General features: G+C 72.7%; 16 protein-coding genes. 10 read left to right on the top strand and 6 right to left on the bottom strand.

All coding sequences use genetic code 11. The annotated features are described in order from the left end of the window. Positions 1 to 9: 9 nt before the first annotated feature. From ACTXG6_RS27145 to ACTXG6_RS27135, 3 genes are all read right to left on the bottom strand, one after another. Positions 10 to 468 (bottom strand): hypothetical protein, encoded by a 459-nt coding sequence (locus ACTXG6_RS27145; protein WP_445182213.1) that lies wholly within the window; start codon positions 466 to 468, stop codon positions 10 to 12. A gap of 159 nt (positions 469 to 627) precedes the next feature. Continuing rightward, positions 628 to 1,215: a TetR/AcrR family transcriptional regulator gene (locus ACTXG6_RS27140; protein WP_445182212.1), complete on the bottom strand. Its 588-nt coding sequence runs from the start codon at positions 1,213 to 1,215 to the stop codon at positions 628 to 630. An 86-nt stretch (positions 1,216 to 1,301) separates the two neighbouring features. Continuing rightward, positions 1,302 to 1,943: an NAD(P)-dependent oxidoreductase gene (locus tag ACTXG6_RS27135; protein WP_445182211.1), complete on the bottom strand. Its 642-nt coding sequence runs from the start codon at positions 1,941 to 1,943 to the stop codon at positions 1,302 to 1,304. 85 nt (positions 1,944 to 2,028) lie between these two features. On the opposite strand from ACTXG6_RS27135, the gene ACTXG6_RS27130 reads away from it, so the two are divergent. After that, on the top strand, positions 2,029 to 2,889 hold the full coding sequence (locus tag ACTXG6_RS27130) for a helix-turn-helix domain-containing protein (protein WP_445182210.1): 861 nt from the start codon (positions 2,029 to 2,031) through the stop codon (positions 2,887 to 2,889). 30 nt (positions 2,890 to 2,919) lie between these two features. Continuing rightward, the gene (locus ACTXG6_RS27125) at positions 2,920 to 5,391 is read left to right on the top strand and encodes an Hsp70 family protein (protein ID WP_445182209.1); all 2,472 of its coding nucleotides are present in this window, start codon (positions 2,920 to 2,922) and stop codon (positions 5,389 to 5,391) included. Positions 5,392 to 5,426: 35 nt separating this feature from the next. Here ACTXG6_RS27125 and ACTXG6_RS27120 read toward each other — a convergent pair whose 3' ends face one another. Continuing rightward, positions 5,427 to 6,020 carry a hypothetical protein gene (locus ACTXG6_RS27120; RefSeq protein WP_445182208.1) on the bottom strand — a complete coding sequence of 198 codons (594 nt, stop codon included), beginning with the start codon at positions 6,018 to 6,020 and terminating at the stop codon, positions 5,427 to 5,429. A 153-nt stretch (positions 6,021 to 6,173) separates the two neighbouring features. Continuing rightward, complete coding sequence (locus ACTXG6_RS27115; protein ID WP_445182207.1) at positions 6,174 to 6,614, bottom strand: Lrp/AsnC family transcriptional regulator; 441 nt, start codon at positions 6,612 to 6,614, stop codon at positions 6,174 to 6,176. A gap of 160 nt (positions 6,615 to 6,774) precedes the next feature. On the opposite strand from ACTXG6_RS27115, the gene ACTXG6_RS27110 reads away from it, so the two are divergent. The 8 genes from ACTXG6_RS27110 to ACTXG6_RS27075 all read left to right on the top strand — a co-directional run bounded on the left by ACTXG6_RS27110 (position 6,775) and on the right by ACTXG6_RS27075 (position 15,147). Then, the gene (locus ACTXG6_RS27110; RefSeq protein WP_445182206.1) at positions 6,775 to 7,869 is read left to right on the top strand and encodes a thiamine pyrophosphate-dependent dehydrogenase E1 component subunit alpha; all 1,095 of its coding nucleotides are present in this window, start codon (positions 6,775 to 6,777) and stop codon (positions 7,867 to 7,869) included. A 68-nt stretch (positions 7,870 to 7,937) separates the two neighbouring features. Beyond that, positions 7,938 to 8,909 (top strand): alpha-ketoacid dehydrogenase subunit beta, encoded by a 972-nt coding sequence (locus ACTXG6_RS27105; protein ID WP_445190118.1) that lies wholly within the window; start codon positions 7,938 to 7,940, stop codon positions 8,907 to 8,909. Continuing rightward, positions 8,906 to 10,366, top strand: coding sequence for a dihydrolipoamide acetyltransferase family protein (locus tag ACTXG6_RS27100; RefSeq protein WP_445182205.1), 1,461 nt, complete (start codon positions 8,906 to 8,908; stop codon positions 10,364 to 10,366). Before ACTXG6_RS27105 ends, ACTXG6_RS27100 begins: the two co-directional genes overlap by 4 nt. A 133-nt stretch (positions 10,367 to 10,499) precedes the next feature. Continuing rightward, positions 10,500 to 10,838 carry a ferredoxin gene (fdxA, locus tag ACTXG6_RS27095; RefSeq protein WP_445182204.1) on the top strand — a complete coding sequence of 113 codons (339 nt, stop codon included), beginning with the start codon at positions 10,500 to 10,502 and terminating at the stop codon, positions 10,836 to 10,838. Between the two features lie 101 nt (positions 10,839 to 10,939). Beyond that, positions 10,940 to 12,601, top strand: coding sequence for a benzoate-CoA ligase family protein (locus tag ACTXG6_RS27090; RefSeq protein WP_445182203.1), 1,662 nt, complete (start codon positions 10,940 to 10,942; stop codon positions 12,599 to 12,601). A gap of 93 nt (positions 12,602 to 12,694) precedes the next feature. Beyond that, a complete protein-coding gene (locus tag ACTXG6_RS27085) occupies positions 12,695 to 13,678 on the top strand; it encodes a zinc-dependent alcohol dehydrogenase family protein (RefSeq protein ID WP_445182202.1) in 984 nt (327 codons plus the stop codon). 489 nt (positions 13,679 to 14,167) lie between these two features. Beyond that, positions 14,168 to 14,719 carry an SRPBCC family protein gene (locus ACTXG6_RS27080; RefSeq protein WP_445182201.1) on the top strand — a complete coding sequence of 184 codons (552 nt, stop codon included), beginning with the start codon at positions 14,168 to 14,170 and terminating at the stop codon, positions 14,717 to 14,719. After that, the gene (locus tag ACTXG6_RS27075) at positions 14,719 to 15,147 is read left to right on the top strand and encodes a MarR family winged helix-turn-helix transcriptional regulator (RefSeq protein ID WP_445182200.1); all 429 of its coding nucleotides are present in this window, start codon (positions 14,719 to 14,721) and stop codon (positions 15,145 to 15,147) included. Before ACTXG6_RS27080 ends, ACTXG6_RS27075 begins: the two co-directional genes overlap by 1 nt. Positions 15,148 to 15,208: 61 nt before the next feature. On the opposite strand, the gene ACTXG6_RS27070 is transcribed toward ACTXG6_RS27075, so the two are convergent. Then, the gene (locus ACTXG6_RS27070; RefSeq protein WP_445182199.1) at positions 15,209 to 16,123 is read right to left on the bottom strand and encodes an oxygenase MpaB family protein; all 915 of its coding nucleotides are present in this window, start codon (positions 16,121 to 16,123) and stop codon (positions 15,209 to 15,211) included. Between the last annotated feature and the right edge of the window lie 74 nt (positions 16,124 to 16,197).

Here is a 16,197-nt window from a genome sequence, read left to right as displayed (position 1 = left end):
CCGCCGCCGCTAGCTCGGGCTGGGTGCGCTGCTCGCCGGAGCGGGAGCCGGAGCCGGAGCCGAGGCCGGGACCTGGCCCCGCTGGCGCATCCGGGCGTCGACGATGTGGGTCGCGGTCACCGTGGAGCCGCTCACCTGGCCCATCGCCCGGACCATGGTGCCTACCGGGAACTGCTGCGCGGTGGCCTGCGCCTGCCTGGTGCCGAAGGTGGTCTGGGGCGTGATGTCCACGGTGAACTGGGTGCCCTGGGCGTTGACCACGGTCCACGTCGTGCCGGACTCGGCGGTGATCTTCCCGGTTATGCCGGCCGGGCGGTGGTACGCCCCGGCCGACGGCGGCGCCGCCGACGACGGTGCGGTGCTGCCGCCGGAACACGCGGCCGTCAGGAGCACGGCGCCGGTGCCGACCAGGGCGGCGAGTCCCGCGGTGATCGGGCGGCGGTAGCGGGGAGCGGGGAGGTTGGGCATGCGAAATACTCCTCGTCGGGGATGGGCCGCCGACGGTCGCCGGCCCGAGGTACCGGCGAGGATGGCCGGTGCAGCTGAAAGCAATCTGAGTTTTCGGTGACCGTCTCAGCAACCTCGGTGCACCGCCAGCGGCACCGATCCGGACCCGACGAGGTCGGCTCAAGCCCTCGGCAACAGGGTGACCGCCGTCTCGGCGACACCCCGCAGCAGCTCCGCGTCCATGCCGGCCTTACCGAGCGCCTCGATGCCGCGCAGCGTGGCCAGCACGGTGGCGGCCAGCTGGCGCGGGTCGGCGTCGGCGGCCAGGTCGCCCTCCCGCTGCGCGGCGGCGATGCAGTCGGTGAGCAGCTCGACGAGCCGGATGAAGGCACCGCGCACCCGCTCGAACACCGCCTCGTCGGTGCCGGCCAGCTCGGCGGAGCCCTTGGCCAGGAAGCAGCCGCGCCGGTCCACGTCCTCGATGGTCGACTCGGCGGTGTCCCTGATGTGCGCGACGAGCCGGGGGTAGGCCGGCCCGTCGCCGGTCAGCGCGGCCTCGACGCCGGCGACCGCATCCGTGCAGTACTCGTCGAACGTGCGCACGAACAGCCCGTGCTTGTCACCGAACGCGCCGTAGAGGCTGCCCTTGCCGAGACCGGTCGCCGACATCAGGTCCGCGAGTGAGGTGCCGGCATAACCGTGCGCCCAGAACGCACCCTGCGCGGCGGCGACCACTGTCGGCTCGTCGAACTCCCGAGGTCGTCCCATGCAGCAAGTATACGTCTATCTTGACCGAACGGTCCGGATACCGCGCTGTGCCCGGGGCCGCCGTCGCCGGCTCAGTAACCGGCGGCTCAGTAACCGGCGGTGAACCGGGTGTTCTGGAACTCGGGCCGCTCGATCTCGTCCACCACGGCCACCGCCAGGTCCTCGTAGCTCAGCCGCGCCTGCCCGTCGTCGCCGGCCACCGGCTGGTCCAGCCCGGTGCGGTAGTTGCCGGTCCGCTCCCCCGGGTGGAAGTGGATCGGCGGCGGCGACACGTAGGTCCAGTTGGCGCCGCTGCTGGCCCGGTAGAGCTCCAGCGCGTCGGACTGCCCGGTAGCCGGGTCCAGGTAGGCGGCGGGGAACGACGGAAGGTCCAGGAAGCGGGTGCCGTCCGGCGTGGTCAGGCTGGCTCCGCCGCCGATGTGCACGATCCGGGGCGCCGGTTCGGGCAGCGCCGCGACGACCGCCAGAACCGTGGCGGCGGAGTCGGTGAAGAGCGCCCGGCCCGGACCGCCGACGGCGAGCAGCAGCACGTCGGCGTCCTTGGCCACCGCGGCGACCGAGTCGGCCGACGTCACGTCCCCGGTCACCACCGCGACCCCGACACCGAAGTCCGGCGCCGACGCCGGGTTGCGCACCGCCGCGACGACCTCGTGGCCCCGACTGACCGCCTCTGTGATGACCCGCCGACCGAACTGACCGGCGGCCCCGAACACGACTACCTTGCTCATTGGGATCTTCCCCTCACACACTCGATTGAGACTTCAATGATCTGCCGGGGCGGTGGCCGCCGGAAAGGTGACGAGCGGACTAGGCATGGTCGAAATCGGACGTGACGGGGTGCGGCGCATCGGGTTCCACGCGCCCAGCGGGCCGGGGCTGGAGCTCGAGGTGGTGTCCCGGGGCGAGCTCTGCGGCCGGGACGAGGAGGGCCAGCTGCGCGAGCCGCACCGCACCGAGTTCCACCAGATCATGCTGGTGGACCGGGGCAGCACCCACCATGAGATCGACTTCGTCGAGTACCGCTGCGCCGAGCACACCGTGGTGTGGGTCCGGCCCGGCCAGGTGCAGCGGTTCGGGCCGACGGTCGAGGGCGAGCTGGTGCTGTTCACGCCGGTCGTGCCGGCACCGTCGGCGGAGGTGGCCGCGCTCCTCGGCGACCGGCCGGGCGCCTCGGTCTGGCACGCCGACCCGGCGCCCTACGCCCGCATCCGGGACACCGCCCGGCAGCTGCTGCTCGAGGCAGAGTCCCCCGGCGCGGCCGCCGACGAGGCCCGGCGGCACCTGCTCAGCGTGCTGCTGCTGCGGATCGGGCGGCTCGGCCCGGCGGAGCCGGCGCCGGCTGACCCGGACGGGATCGCGGCGCGGTTCGCCGAAGCGGTGGAGCGCGACTTCGCCAGCACTCACCGGGTGGCCGACTACGCCGACCGGCTCGGCTACAGCGTGCGCACCCTGACCAGGGCCAGCGCCGCCGCCACCGGGCGCTCGGCCCGCGAGCTGGTCGACGCCCGGATCGCCCTGGAGGCCAAGCGGCTGCTGGCCTACACCGACCTGCCGGCCAGTGCGGTCGGGCGCCGGTTGGGGTTCAGCGAGCCGACGAACTTCGGCAAGTTCTTCCTGCGCCGCACCGGGATCACCCCAGCCGCCTTCCGCCGTGGCCTGGCCCGCGCCGGCTAGCATGGGCTGCTTTGCTCCGGGGGAGGTGCGGTGGGCTACAGCTTGGGTGTCGATCTCGGCACCACCTTTGTGGCCGCGGCGACCGCCCAGGATTCCGCGCCGGAGATGTTCACCCTCGGTGACCGTTCGGTGGTGACGCCGACGGCTGTCTACGTGGGCGAGGACGGCACTCTGCTCACCGGGGAGGCCGCCAGCTGGCGCGCCGCCAGTGACCCGGACCGGGCGGCGCAGGGCTTCAAGCGCAGGCTGGGCGACCCGACGCCGATGATCCTGGGCGGCGAGCGGCACACCGCGGTCGAGTTGTTGGCGGCGGTGCTGCGTGACGTGCTCGCCCGGGTCAGCGCGACGGAGGGCGCGCCACCGGACCACGTGGTACTGACCCACCCGGCGAACTGGGGCCCGTTCCGGCGCGGCCTGTTCGAGGAGGTCCCGACCCTCGCCGGGCTGTCCGACACGGTGGCGATCACCGAGCCGGAGGCCGCCGCGATGCACTACGCGGCGACCCGGCGCCTGGAGGACGGCCAGGTCGTCGCGGTCTACGACCTCGGTGGTGGCACGTTCGACGTCACCGTGCTGCGCAAGCGCCCGGACGGGATCGACATCCTCGGCGCCCCCGAGGGGATCGAGCGGCTGGGCGGGATCGACTTCGACGACGCGATCCTGAGCCATGTCGACAGCGCCTCGAACGGCGGCCTGCGCGAGCTGGACCAGCGCGACCCCCGGATCATGGTCGCGCTCGCGCGGCTGCGCCAGGACTGCGTGCTGGCCAAGGAAACCCTCTCGGTGGACACCGAGGCGGTGGTCCCGGTGTTCCTGCCCGGCCGGCACTTCGAGGTCACGATCACCCGTACCGAGTTCGAGGAACTGGTGCGGGCGCAGATCGAGTCCACGGTCGGGGCGTTGACCCGGACGCTGCGCTCGGCGCGGATCACGCCGGACGAGCTGAGCGCCGTCCTGTTGGTGGGCGGCTCGTCGCGGATCCCGCTGGTGGCGCGCATGGTGTCCGAGGAGCTCGGTCGCCCGACCGTGGTGGACACCCACCCGAAGTACGCCGTGGCGCTCGGTGCCGCTGCCCACGCCGCGCTGAGCGCGAACGGCACGGCTCGCCCGGCCGGGCGCCCGACCCCGCGGCGGAGTGCCGCCACCGCCCCACCCACACCGGCACCCGTCCCCGGGCGCGCACCGAGCCCGTCCGCACCGAGCCCGTCCGCACCGCACCCGTCCGTCCCGAGCCCGCCCGCACCGAGGCCGCCGGCCGGGCCCGACCAGGGGCCATCGGGTTCCGACCCGGACGCTCCCCGGACGGACGAGCCCGCGCCGGTCCGGGAACGCCCGGCCATCCCCCGCACCCCGGCCACGGCGCAGCCGGCACGGCTGAGCAGCGCCGAGACCGTGGCGGTAGGCACCACCGCGCGGCCGCGCCGGGTCCGCGCGACGATCCTCGTCTCGGTGGTCGCGGTGGCGGCGGTCGTGCTGGCCACGACCGCGGTGCTCACCCGCGGCACCGAGGACGCCCCAGCGGGCACGGCACCCGCCAGCACACCGGCGCTCAGCTCACCGCGGCTCAGCGCGCCGCCGCCGGTGAACACCCCGCCCGCGATCCCGGCCCTAGCGGTGGCCGGGGCCGTCCCGGTCGGGCTGCAGCCGGGTCGGGTGGCGATCACCCCGGACGGCCGGCACGCCTACGTGACCAACAACGGCTCGAACGACGTCTCGGTGATCGATACCGTCAGCAACGCGGTCACCGCCACGGTTGTCGTCGGCCACCAGCCGGCCAACGTGGCGATCACCCCGAACGGCGGCGCCGCGTACGTCACCAACTACGGCTCCGGCACCGTTTCGGTGATCGACACCGCCCGCAACTCGGCGGTCACCGCGATCCCCGTCGGCGGCCTGCCCTCCGGGGTGGCGATCACCCCGGACGGGCGCACCGCGTACGTCGCCAACCAGGGGTCGGCCACCGTCTCGGTGATCGACACCGCCCGCAACTCCGTCACCGCCACGATCCCGGTCGCCGCGACCCCGGCCGCGGTCGCGATCTCACCGGACGGCAGGAGGGCCTACCTGACCAACTTCGGTGCCGGTGCCGCCGCCGGCAGCGTCTCGGCGATCGACATCGCCACCAACGCGGTGACCGGCACCGTCCTCGTCGGCGCGGTACCCGGCAGCGTGGCGATCTCCCCGGACAGCGGCCATGCCTACGTCACCAACTTCGGCTCGGACACCGTCTCGGTGATCGATACCGACAACAACACCGTCACCGCCACTGTCCCGGTCGGCCGGAACCCGGCCAACCTGGCGATCTCACCGGACGGCCGCCACGCGTACCTGACGAACCAGGACGCAAACTCGGTGTCACTGATCGACACCACCAGCAACGCGGTCACCGCCACCGTTCCCGCCGGTCAGCTCCCGAACGGGCTGGCGATCACGCCGGACGGCCGGCACGCCTACCTCGCCAACACCGGGTCCGGCTCCGTCACGGTGCTCAACATCAGCTGAGCCCCTCGGGCCCCCGGTCGGGCTGATCGAGCCGGTCAGGGGATGTGGCAGCCGTAACCGGAGGAGATCGGGCCGGCCAGCACCGGCCGGCCCGGCGGTGGGTTGAGCTCGGCCGGCACCCGGCCGGTGATCGCGTCCATGCAGTTCTCCACGGCGCCGATGCTGCCGCCCCGGCCGTCCACCCACATGTCCAGGTGCGGCAACCCGTAGCTGGACGCCCCGGAGTCCTCCACGATGACGTAGCGCCGCACGGTGGGCAGGTAGAACCGGGTCCCCTGCGCGAACTGCATCCCGCGCCCGCCCGAACCCGGCACCGCGACCGTGATCGGGTCCGCGAAGGTGCCCTGGCCGCCGGCGGTCCGGTGCAGCACCGAGCAGCACACCTGTGAGGAGCCCGGCGGGGTGTTGTCCGCGTACGAGTACCCGGTGAGCTGGATGGTGATCTGTTTGCCGGGGGCGGCCACCGGCGGCGGCGGGGTGCTCGGCGGTGCGGCGGCCGGGGTGGAGCTGGGTGGCGCCACCTGGGTGGGGGGCGGGACGGGAGTCTGGGGGGCTCGCGGTGCCGCCTGACAGCCGGCGAGCAGCAGGGCGGCCAGCACGGCGACCAGCGCACAGGTGGCGCGAGCCATCAGATTCTCCAGGGTCGGGCGACGAGGTAGCGCCGCGTACAGGCGCTCCACGCGATCTGGTGGACCGCCGTTGAAACCGCTTTCCAAGCTACCTGCACAACGAGCGACAAGGTCAACGAGGTGCGGCCCGCGCCACCATTGCGCCGCGGACCGCTACTGGTTCCCGGAGTCCTCGAAGATCAGGAAAGTCCGGGTGGCCAATACCCCGGGTACCGCCTGGAGCTGGTCCAGCACGACACGGCGCAGCGCGGCGTTGTCGGCGGCGCGGACCAGCAGGATGACGTCGAAATCGCCGCCCACCAGCGCCATGTGCTGAACCTCGGGAATCGTGCCCAGCCGCGCCTTGAGGTCACGCCAGGAGTTCTGCCGCACCGAGAGCGTGACGTACGCCGACGTGGACAGGCCGAGGCGCACCGGATCAACCACCGCGCTGAACCCGGTGATGACGCCGGTCGTGGTCAGCCGCTCGAGCCTGGAGTAGGCGTTGGCCCGGGAGATCCGCACGCGCTCGGCCAGCGCGCGCACCGCGAGCCGGCCGTCGGCCCGCAGCTCCTCGACGATGCGCCGGTCGATGTCGTCGAGGTCCTCGACCATCTGTCTCGCCTCCCACCCTCCGGCTGCAGCCCCGCTGGACTGACTGGCACCGCTCTAGCGCCGGATGCGTACAACTGTCTCGTTATCCCGGTAGATCATGACCGAGTGCCTTCTCCGGGGGAAGAATTCAAGCCTAATGTCTTCCCACTCGGAGGTTCTGATGGCCACCCAGGTCGGGCACCCGCTCCCCGCCGACGCGCTGGTCCGCATCCTCGACGAGCACGGCACGCCGGTGGATGCCGCTCCCCCGCCGCCGCCTGGGGAGCAGCTGCTCGCCGGTTACCGGGCGATGGTGGCGGCCCGGCGGTTGAACGATCAGGCCAGCGCTCTCGTGCGGCAGGGCCGGCTGGCGGTCTACCCGTCCTCGCACGGCCAGGAGGCCTGCCAGGTGGCCGCGGCGGCGGTGCTCGCCGACGGTGACTGGCTCTTCCCGACCTACCGCGACACCGCCGCGATCGTCGCCCGCGGCGTGGACCCGGTCGAGGTGCTGGCCATGCTGCGCGGTGACTGGCACTGCGGCTATGACACCTCGACGCACCGGGTGGCCCCGCAGGCCACGCCGCTGGCCACCCAGCTGTTGCACGCGGTCGGCGTGGCGCACGCGGCCCGGCTCAAGCGCGAGGACACGGTGGTGATGGCCCTGTGCGGGGACGGCGCGACCAGCGAGGGCGACTTCCACGAGGCGCTCAACTTCGCCGCGGTGTTCGCCGCGCCGGTGGTGTTCCTGGTGCAGAACAACAAGTACGCGATCTCGGTGCCACTGGCGCGGCAGTCGGTGGCGTCGTCGCTGGCGGCCAAGGGCGTCGGCTACGGGATGCCGGGTGTCCGGGTCGACGGCAACGACCTGGCCGCGCTCACCGTGGTGCTGTCCGAGGCGGTGAGCCGGGCCCGCGAGGGCGGCGGGCCGACCCTGGTCGAGGCGGACACGTACCGGATGCAGGCGCACACCAACGCCGACGACGCGACCCGCTACCGCACCGACGACGAGGTCCGGCAGTGGATCCCGCGTGACCCGCTGACCCGGCTGCGGACCTACCTCACCGACCGGCGACTGCTGGACGCCGACGCCGAGGCGCGGATCACCGCCGACGCCGAGGAGATGGCCGCGCGGGTCCGGGCCGGCATGGCCGAGGAGGTCAGTGTGGACCCGCTGGAGCTGTTCGCCCACGTCACGGTGCGGCGCGGCGGCCAGCGCGCCGAGCAGGCGGAGTTGTTGGCGGCCGAGCTGGCGGCCGACGAGGAGGCGTCCCGATGACCGCGACAGAGCCGGTGGAGGCGCGGACGGGGCCGTCGACGCCGACTGTGCCGTCAGGGACCAAGAAGATGACCATGGCGGAGGCCATCAACGCCGCACTGCGCGACGCGATGGCGGCGGACGAGCGCGTCCTGGTGTTCGGCGAGGACGTCGGACGCCTCGGCGGGGTGTTCCGGGTGACCGACGGGCTCACCGAGACCTTCGGTGACCAGCGCTGTTTCGACACCCCGCTGGCCGAGTCCGGGATCGTCGGGATGGCCGTCGGGATGGCGATGAACGGCATGCGCCCGGTGGTGGAGATGCAGTTCGACGCATTCGCCTACCCGGCGTTCGAGCAGATCGTCAGCCACGTGGCCAAGATGGCCAACCGCACCCGGGGCCGGGTCCGACTGCCGCTGGTGATCCGCATCCCCTACGCCGGCGGCATCGGCGGCGTGGAGCACCACTGCGACTCCTCCGAGGCCTACTACGCGCACACCCCGGGCCTGACCGTGCTCGCGCCGGCGACCAACGCCGACGCCTACGGGCTGCTGCGGGCGGCCATCGACAGCCCCGACCCGGTGGTCTTCCTGGAGCCGAAGAAGCAGTACTTCAGCCGGGAGGAGGTGGACCTCTCCGTGGCCGTGCCGCCGATCGGGCGGGCCGTGGTGCGCCGGCCGGGGCGCGACGCCACCCTGATCGCCTACGGCCCCTCGGTGACGACAGCGCTGGCGGCCGCACGCCTCGGCGCCACCGAAGGCCGGGACATCGGCGTCGTGGACGTGCGCTCGATCGTGCCGTTCGACGACGACACCGTCGCGGCGGCGGTGCGTGCCACCGGGCGGGCGGTCGTCGTTGCCGAGGCGCCCGGCTTCGCGTCGGTTGCCTCGGAGATCGCCGCCCGGGTCACCGAGCGGTGCTTCCACCACCTGGCGGCGCCGGTGCGCCGCGTCACCGGCTTCGACATCCCCTACCCGCCGCCCAAGCTGGAGCGGTACTTCCTGCCGGGGGTCAACCGCATCCTGGATGCCGTCGACGACCTGCAGTGGGACGAGTCGTGAGTCGCCAGGTGTTCACCCTGCCGGACCTCGGTGAGGGACTGACGGAGGCCGAGCTGGTCCGCTGGCTGGTGCGGGTCGGCGACACCATCGCGGTGGACGCGCCGGTCGCCGAGGTGGAGACCGCGAAGGCCATCGTCGAGGTGCCGAGCCCGTACGCCGGGGTGATCGCCGAGCTGCACGGTGCGGAGGGCGGCACCCTGGACGTCGGCTCACCGCTCATCACCGTCGATCACCTTGATTCTCCCGCCGCGGCCGGCTACGTGGCGGAGGAACGCGCCGGCTCGGGCAACGTGCTGATCGGCTACGGGACCTCCGAGCAGCCGGTGACCGGCCGGCGCCGCGGTCGGCGCGTGGCGTCAGGTGTCACACCGACCGTTGCGGCCGGCGCGGCGACCGCCCCGAACCCGTTGGCGACCGCCCCGATCGCACCGGTGGCCGCACCGACCCCGCCAACCCGCCCGGTGGCCGACGCGCCGGCGGCGCCGGACCGGCCCGGCGCCGAGCGCCCCCGGGTGGCCTCGCCGCTGGTCCGCCAGCTCGCCCGCCGCGAAGGAGTGGATCTCGCCGCGCTCATCGGCAGCGGACCGACCGGGCTGATCACTCGGGGCGACGTGCAGCGCGCCGCGGTGAACCCGCCTGCCACCGACCCGGCCACGGCCACCGAACCGGCCGACACCGACACCGAACCGGCCGACACCGACACCACCACCGCCACGGCCACGGACCGGGCCGAGGCACCGGGAACGGACCGCCGCACCGGCCTGGCCGTCGGCGAGCGGATCCCGCTGCGCGGGGTGCGCAAGGTGATCGCGCAGGCGCTGAGCCGCAGCCGTGCCGAGATCCCGGAGGCCACCACCTGGGTCGACGTGGACGCCACCGAGCTCATCGCGCTCCGCGCCTCGCTCGCCGTGGGTGAGCAGCGCGCGCCCAGCCTGCTGGCGTTCCTCGCCCGGTTCGTGGTCGCCGGGCTGCGCGCCTACCCCGAGCTGAACGCCCGCATCGACACCGAACGCGAGGAGATCGTGCGGCTCGACGGGGTCAACCTGGGCATCGCCACCCAGACCGACCGCGGCCTGCTGGTGCCCGCCGTCCTCGACGCGGACCGGTTGAGCGTGCGCGCGCTGGACACCGGGATCCGCCGGGTCACCGACGCGGCGCGGGCCGGCACCGCCAGCTCCGCCGAGCTCACCCGGGGCTCGTTCACGCTGAACAACTACGGCGTGTTCGGCGTCGACGGCAGCGCGGCGATCATCAACTATCCGGAGGTCGCCATCCTGGGCCTCGGCCGGATCATCGCGCGGCCGTGGGTGGTGGGCGGCGAGGTGGTCCCCCGGCAGATCGGTCAGCTCTCGCTCGTGTTCGATCACCGGGCCTGTGACGGCGGGGCGTCCGGCGGGTTCCTCCGCCACGTGGCCGATGCCGTCGAGCATCCGCTCGCGGCTCTCGTGGAAGGGTGAGATCTTAGTTTTGTAGTCACGTTCTACATTCTCTTGACGGAATGCGGTACTAACGTAGAATATGGTCATCACCTGGGCGGATGGTCGCCCGGGCAGACCGGAAGTACCGACCGACCACCCCGCTGGAGATCCCATGCCGTACGTCATCGCCGAGCCCTGCATCGACGTGATGGACAAGGCCTGCATGGACGAGTGCCCCGTCGACTGCATCTACGAGGGCGGCCGCAAGCTCTACATCAACCCGGTCGAGTGCATCGACTGCGGGGCCTGCGAGCCGTCCTGCCCGGTGGAGGCGATCACCCAGGACCGCGGCGTCGCGGAGGGCCACGAGGACTTCGTCGAGGACAACGCCCGGTTCTTCGACATCGTCCTGCCCGGCCGCGACGACGCGATCGGCGCGCCCGGCGGCGCATCGGGCCTGGGCCGGATCGGCGCCGACACCGACCTGGTGGCCCACTTCCCGCGCGACTGAGCAGCACTCCAAGCAGCACTGCAAGCAGCACCTCACGCAGCACCTCGAGCAGCACTCCGAACTGCCACCCCACCACCACGGGCACGACAGGAGTCACCACCATGGACCAGCGGCCCCTTCGGGACCGGGCACCGATGCCCGGTCCCGAGCTGTTCAACGCCGCCGAATACCTGCTCGCCGGTGCGGACGGCCAGCACGCCGACCGGGTTGCGGTGCGCCACCCCCGCGGCGAGCTGTCCTACCGGCAGCTCGCCGGGCAGGTGCGCCGGGTGGCCGCCGCGTTGCTGGACCTCGGCGTGCGGCCCGAGGAGCGGGTGCTGTGCTGCATGGTCGATGACGTCGAGCTGTTCACCGCGATCCTGGCCGCGATGTACATCGGCGCGGTCGCGGTGCCCAGCTCCACCATGCTCACCGGTCCGGAGCTGGCCAAGCTGGTGGCCGACTCGCGGGCCCGGGTGGTGATCGGGTCCCCGGAGTACCGCGGTGCCGTGCTGGTCGCGGTGCGCCCGAGCGAGATACGGTCCGAGCCGCGGTCCGAGGTGCGGTCCGTGGTGTTCACCGGGCCGGACGCCCCGGCCGCGCACGAGCTCCCCGCCGGGGTCACCGGCCTGACCTGGGACGAGCTGCTGAACCGGGCCACCGGCCGACCGACCCCCGAGCCTTACCCGAGCTGGGCGGACTCCTCCTCGCTGTGGCTCTACACCTCCGGCACCACGGGCACGCCGAAGGCCGCGATGCACCGGCACGCCGACATCCGCTACGTCGCGCGTCAGTACGGCCAGCAGGTGCTGGGTATCGGGCCGGGCGACGTGTGCCTGTCCGCCGCCAAGCTGTTCTTCGCCTACGGCATCGGCAACTCGATGTTCTTCCCGCTCTCGGTGGGCGCCACGACGGTGCTCGAGCCGGCGCGGCCCAGCCCGGCCCTGTTCGCCGGCCGGGTCGTCGAGCACGGGGTCACCCTGTTCTTCGGGGTGCCCAGTTTCTGGGGGCCGCTGCTGGCCGCCTCGCCGACGGAGGTGGCCGACGGCGCGCTGGCCACCGTGCGGCTCGGCGTGTCGGCCGGTGAGACCCTGCCGCCGCGGATCTTCCACGGCATCCGGGACCGGTACGGGATGGAGATCCTGGACGGCATCGGCTCCACCGAGGTACTGCACATCTACATCTCCAACCGCCCCGGCCACGTCGTCCCGGGCAGCTCCGGGATGCCGGTGCCGGGTTACCGTATAGAGCTGCGCCGGGCGGACAGCACCGTGATCGAGCAGGTCGGTGAGCCGGGCATGCTCTACGTGGCCGGCGAGTCGCTGTGCGAGGGGTACTGGTGCCGCACGGCGGTGAACCGCGCGGTGTTCCAGGGCGAGTGGATGCGCACCGGGGACCAGTACGTGCGCAACGCCGACGGCAGCTACACCTGTCTCGGCCGGGCCGACGACGTGCTCAAGGTCGGCGGGATCTGGGTCAGCCCGGCCGAGGTCGAGGCCCGGCTGCTCGATCACCCGGACGTACTGGAGGCCGCCGTCATCGGGGTGCCCGACGCCGACGGCCTGGACAAACCGGTCGCGTTCGTGGTCCCCCGGCCCGGCGCCCAGCTCCGGTCCGACGAGGTCATCTCCTTCTGCCGCGCCGGCCTGGCCGCATTCAAGCGCCCCCGAGCGGTGCTGGAGGTGGCCGAGCTGCCCAAGACCGGCACCGGGAAGATCCAGCGCTTCCGGCTGCGTGAGCTGGTGGATGACACTGTGCTCGGTGCCCCGGCCAGCACTCCCTGACCTCGGGTCCCTGGGCGCTTTACAGATGCTGGGTTTCGAAGTACAACTGTGCTGGAGCCCGGCGTTGCCCCCACCCGAACCAGGAGTGCCCCGATGAAGGAACTGCGGATCGACAGCTTCGGCCCACCAGCCGACGTGGTGCGACTGGTCGAGGTGGACGAGCCGACCCCGGCGCCCGGTCAGTTGCTCGTCGCGCTGGAGGCCGCGCCGATCAACCCGTCCGATCTGCTGCTGATCCAGGGCGTCTACGGGATCCGCCCGGACCTGCCCGCGCGCCTGGGCGCGGAAGGCGTCGGCCGGGTGGTCGGGGTCGGCGACGGCGTCGATCCGGCGCGGGTCGGCGAGCGGGTGCTCGTGCTGCCCACCCAGCGCCAGACCACCTGGGCGGAACGGACCGTGGCCGCCGAGCGGGACCTGGTGACCGTCGACGACGGCGCCGACCCGCTGCAGCTCGCGATGATCGGGATCAACCCGATGACCGCGCATCTGCTGCTGACCAAGTACGCCGAGCTGAAGGCCGACGAGTGGGTGGCGCAGAACGCGTCCAACTCCGCCGTCGGTCGCTACGTCATCGACCTGGCCAGGCTCTCCGGGCTGCGCACCATCAACATCGTGCGCCGTGAGGAGGCCGGCGAGGCACTGCGCGCCGACGGGGTGCCGAACGTCCTGGTGTCCGGCCCTGACCTGGTCGAACAGGTCACCGCGCTACTGGGCGGCGAGCAGCTGGGACTGTTCGTGGACTCGCTGGCCGGCAGCCAGGCCGGCGAGCTCGGCGGACTGTTGCGGCCCGGCTCGAGCATCGTCGCCTACTCCGCACTGACCGGGCGGCCGCACGCGGTGCCGTTCCAGCAGCTGATCTTCCGGGACATCGGGCTGCGCGGGTTCTGGCTGCACACCTGGCTGACCAGCGCGCCACAGGCCGAGATCGACAGCGCCTACCGCTACCTCGCCGGTCTCGTCGGCGACGGCACCCTGAGCGCACCGGTGGAGGCCAGCTACCCGCTGGAGCAGTACGCGGAGGCCCTCGAGCGCTCCGCCAAGTTCCGCCGGGCAGGCAAGATCCTCTTTACGTTCTGAGCCCCGCGCACCCCGGCGTGGACCCTCACTGGACCCCGCGAGCCCGGCGAACCTTCTGAACCCCGAGCCTTCCGAGCCCCGCGGGCGGCGGGGCCCGCCGGGCTCGCGGGGCTCGCGGGCCCCGCGGGCGGCGGGGCGGCCTGTCGTTACCGAGCTGCACAGGAGGCAGGTTTTTCGCGCCGGGAACCTGCCTCCTGTGCAGCTCGGTAACAGCGAACTGAGCGCCCCCGAGTGATCAACGCGTTCCCCAGGGGCGCAGGCTGTGCTTGTCGGCGCCGGGCGCGGTGGGACGCCGGGGCCGAGCCGCCCACGGGCCGCGCACATCGAGCCACCACCGGCCTGTTGTTACCGAACTGCACACCAGGCCGGTGGTTCGGCCCTAAAACGTGCCTCCTGTGCAGCTCGGTAACACCAGGCAGATCGCTGACGGCTGGACGGATAGTCTTCGCGTGGATAGTCTGTGCGCGGATTATCTGACGGGAGGCTCTCATGTGGGTGTACGAGCACAGCGTCGAGACCAGTGCGGCGCCCGACGCGATCTGGCGACTCTGGGCCGACGTCGAGAACTGGGGCACCTGGAACGCCGACATCGATAGCATCGAGATCCGGGGGCCGTTCGCCACCGGCACCGAGATCACCATGACGCCCCCGGGACAGGATCCGGTGCACCTGCGGGTCGCCGACGTCACCGAGCGGGAGATGTTCGTCGACGAGGCCGAGATCGACGGCCTGCTCCTGCGCACCATCCACCGGCTCGACCGGCTCGATGCGTATCGCACCCGGGTGGTGTACCGCATGGAGATCACCGGCCCGGCCGCCGACGAGATCGGCCCTCAGCTCGGTCCGGCGGTCACGGCGGACTGGCCGGACACGGTCGCCGCGCTGGCCCGAGCAGCCCTCGCCCAGCCGGCGCTCGCTCAGCCGGCGCTCGCTCAGCCGGCGCTCGCCCAGCCGGCGCTCGCCCAGCCGGCGCTCGCCCAGCCGGCCCTCGCCCAGGCAGCACAGCCTCATGCAACACAGCCCCGCGCGGAGCAGGCCTGATGGTCCTCGGTCCCGGGGATAGTCCCGGGTTCCTGCTCTGGCACGCCACACTGCGCTGGCAGCGCGACATCGCCGCCGCACTGACCCCGCTGGGGCTCACCCACGTCCAGTTCGTGCTGCTCGCCTGCGCCTGGTGGCTCAACGGCCAGGGCGAGCACCCCAACCAGCTGGCCCTCGCCCGCCAGGCCGGCACCGACGTCAAGATGACCTCGCAGGTGCTGCGCGCACTGGAGAACAAGGGGCTGATCGAACGCGAGGTGGACCCCGCCGACACCCGCGCCAAGCGGCTGCGCGTCACCGACAGCGGTACCGTGCTCGCCCCGCGCGCGATCGCCGCCGTGGAGCAGGTCGACGCCCGGTTCTTCCAGCCGGTCGCCGTCGGGGAGGTGGTCGCACTGCTCGGCCGCCTGGCCCACCCCGAGACCTGATCCCGCGCCCTGCCACCACGAACCTGACACCACGACCTGACCGCGCGACCTGACCGCGCGGCTACATCGGCCGGCTGGCCAACACCTGAGCGAACCGGTGCTGGGCCCGCGCCGCGCGCCGTGCGTGGTAGGCGATGGGCAGGTAGCGCACCCGTTCCGGCAGCGCGGCGTTGGCCCGGCCGGCCAGCTGCCCGAACGCACGCAGCTCGAGCTCGTCGGCCCGGCTCCAGGACAGGCGCAGCTTGTCCCGGGCGGCGGGCGGCAGGGTGCCGACGGTGACCAGCCGGTTCAGTTCGGACCCGACCGTGCGCACCGGCGCCCACAGTGCGCGCAGCGGCCCGGGCAGGCCGAACGGCGGCGGGGCCTTTGCGGCGGTGGCCAGCACGTTGTGCGCGGTGGGATGGTCGACCAGGGTGTTCTCGATCATGTCGTCGAAGTAGGCCCAGTAGGCGGCGGGGGTGGGCGGCAGCATCCGCTCCGGCACCTGCAGGATCCGGCACATCCGCAGCACCTCCCGGTAGACCCGCCGCTCCTGCTCGCCGGTCAGCGGGCGGGGCAGGAAGTAGCGGGAGTAGGTCAGGGTCGCGTGGTACGCGGTCAGCGGCACCCACGCCCACGGCTCCGCGGCCAGTGCGTGGTGGGTGTGGCCGTGCTCGTCGGTGGCGTTCAGGGTCCGGTGCATGCGGCGCAGCCGGTTGCCCTCGTCCAGTGCGGTCTGCCCGCCGTAGATCCAGGTCTGCACCGAGGAGAAGCTCCGCGCCGCCCTCCCCCACGGGTCGGTGCGGTAGCTCGAGCGTTGGTCCACCACGGTGCCGATGGCCGGGTGCATCACCTGCAGGATGAACGCGCTGCCGGTGGTCGCGGCGAACAGGGCGTGCCCGTTCAGGTCCCAGAGCAGGTCCCCGGGGGCGAACAGCTCCGGCGCGGGCGGCGCGGGACGGTCCAGGTCGACCCGGTCCGTGGTCTGCGCTGTCATCGTTGACCTCCTCGCCTCGAGGTCTATATTGAAACGCGATTAAATACCCGCTTTCAACTCGTGTTCAGGCAGGA

Source organism: Pseudonocardia sp. Cha107L01, from assembly GCF_052566575.1.
The sequence above is the reverse complement of the archived record's forward strand: the minus strand, read 5'-3'. Positions and strand labels throughout refer to the sequence as shown.

Excerpts from the sequence above, each read along its gene's own strand:
- ACTXG6_RS27140 (WP_445182212.1), bottom strand. The coding sequence starts at position 1,215 with ATGGGACGACCTCGGGAGTTCGACGAGCCGACAGTGGTCGCCGCCGCG.
- ACTXG6_RS27070 (WP_445182199.1), bottom strand. The coding sequence starts at position 16,123 with ATGACAGCGCAGACCACGGACCGGGTCGACCTGGACCGTCCCGCGCCG.
- ACTXG6_RS27075 (WP_445182200.1), top strand. The coding sequence starts at position 14,719 with ATGGTCCTCGGTCCCGGGGATAGTCCCGGGTTCCTGCTCTGGCACGCC.
- ACTXG6_RS27135 (WP_445182211.1), bottom strand. The coding sequence starts at position 1,943 with ATGAGCAAGGTAGTCGTGTTCGGGGCCGCCGGTCAGTTCGGTCGGCGG.
- fdxA (WP_445182204.1), top strand. The coding sequence starts at position 10,500 with ATGCCGTACGTCATCGCCGAGCCCTGCATCGACGTGATGGACAAGGCC.
- ACTXG6_RS27090 (WP_445182203.1), top strand. The coding sequence starts at position 10,940 with ATGGACCAGCGGCCCCTTCGGGACCGGGCACCGATGCCCGGTCCCGAG.
- ACTXG6_RS27130 (WP_445182210.1), top strand. The coding sequence starts at position 2,029 with ATGGTCGAAATCGGACGTGACGGGGTGCGGCGCATCGGGTTCCACGCG.
- ACTXG6_RS27105 (WP_445190118.1), top strand. The coding sequence starts at position 7,938 with ATGACCATGGCGGAGGCCATCAACGCCGCACTGCGCGACGCGATGGCG.
- ACTXG6_RS27145 (WP_445182213.1), bottom strand. The coding sequence starts at position 468 with ATGCCCAACCTCCCCGCTCCCCGCTACCGCCGCCCGATCACCGCGGGA.
- ACTXG6_RS27080 (WP_445182201.1), top strand. The coding sequence starts at position 14,168 with ATGTGGGTGTACGAGCACAGCGTCGAGACCAGTGCGGCGCCCGACGCG.
- ACTXG6_RS27110 (WP_445182206.1), top strand. The coding sequence starts at position 6,775 with ATGGCCACCCAGGTCGGGCACCCGCTCCCCGCCGACGCGCTGGTCCGC.
- ACTXG6_RS27120 (WP_445182208.1), bottom strand. The coding sequence starts at position 6,020 with ATGGCTCGCGCCACCTGTGCGCTGGTCGCCGTGCTGGCCGCCCTGCTG.
- ACTXG6_RS27115 (WP_445182207.1), bottom strand. The coding sequence starts at position 6,614 with ATGGTCGAGGACCTCGACGACATCGACCGGCGCATCGTCGAGGAGCTG.
- ACTXG6_RS27085 (WP_445182202.1), top strand. The coding sequence starts at position 12,695 with ATGAAGGAACTGCGGATCGACAGCTTCGGCCCACCAGCCGACGTGGTG.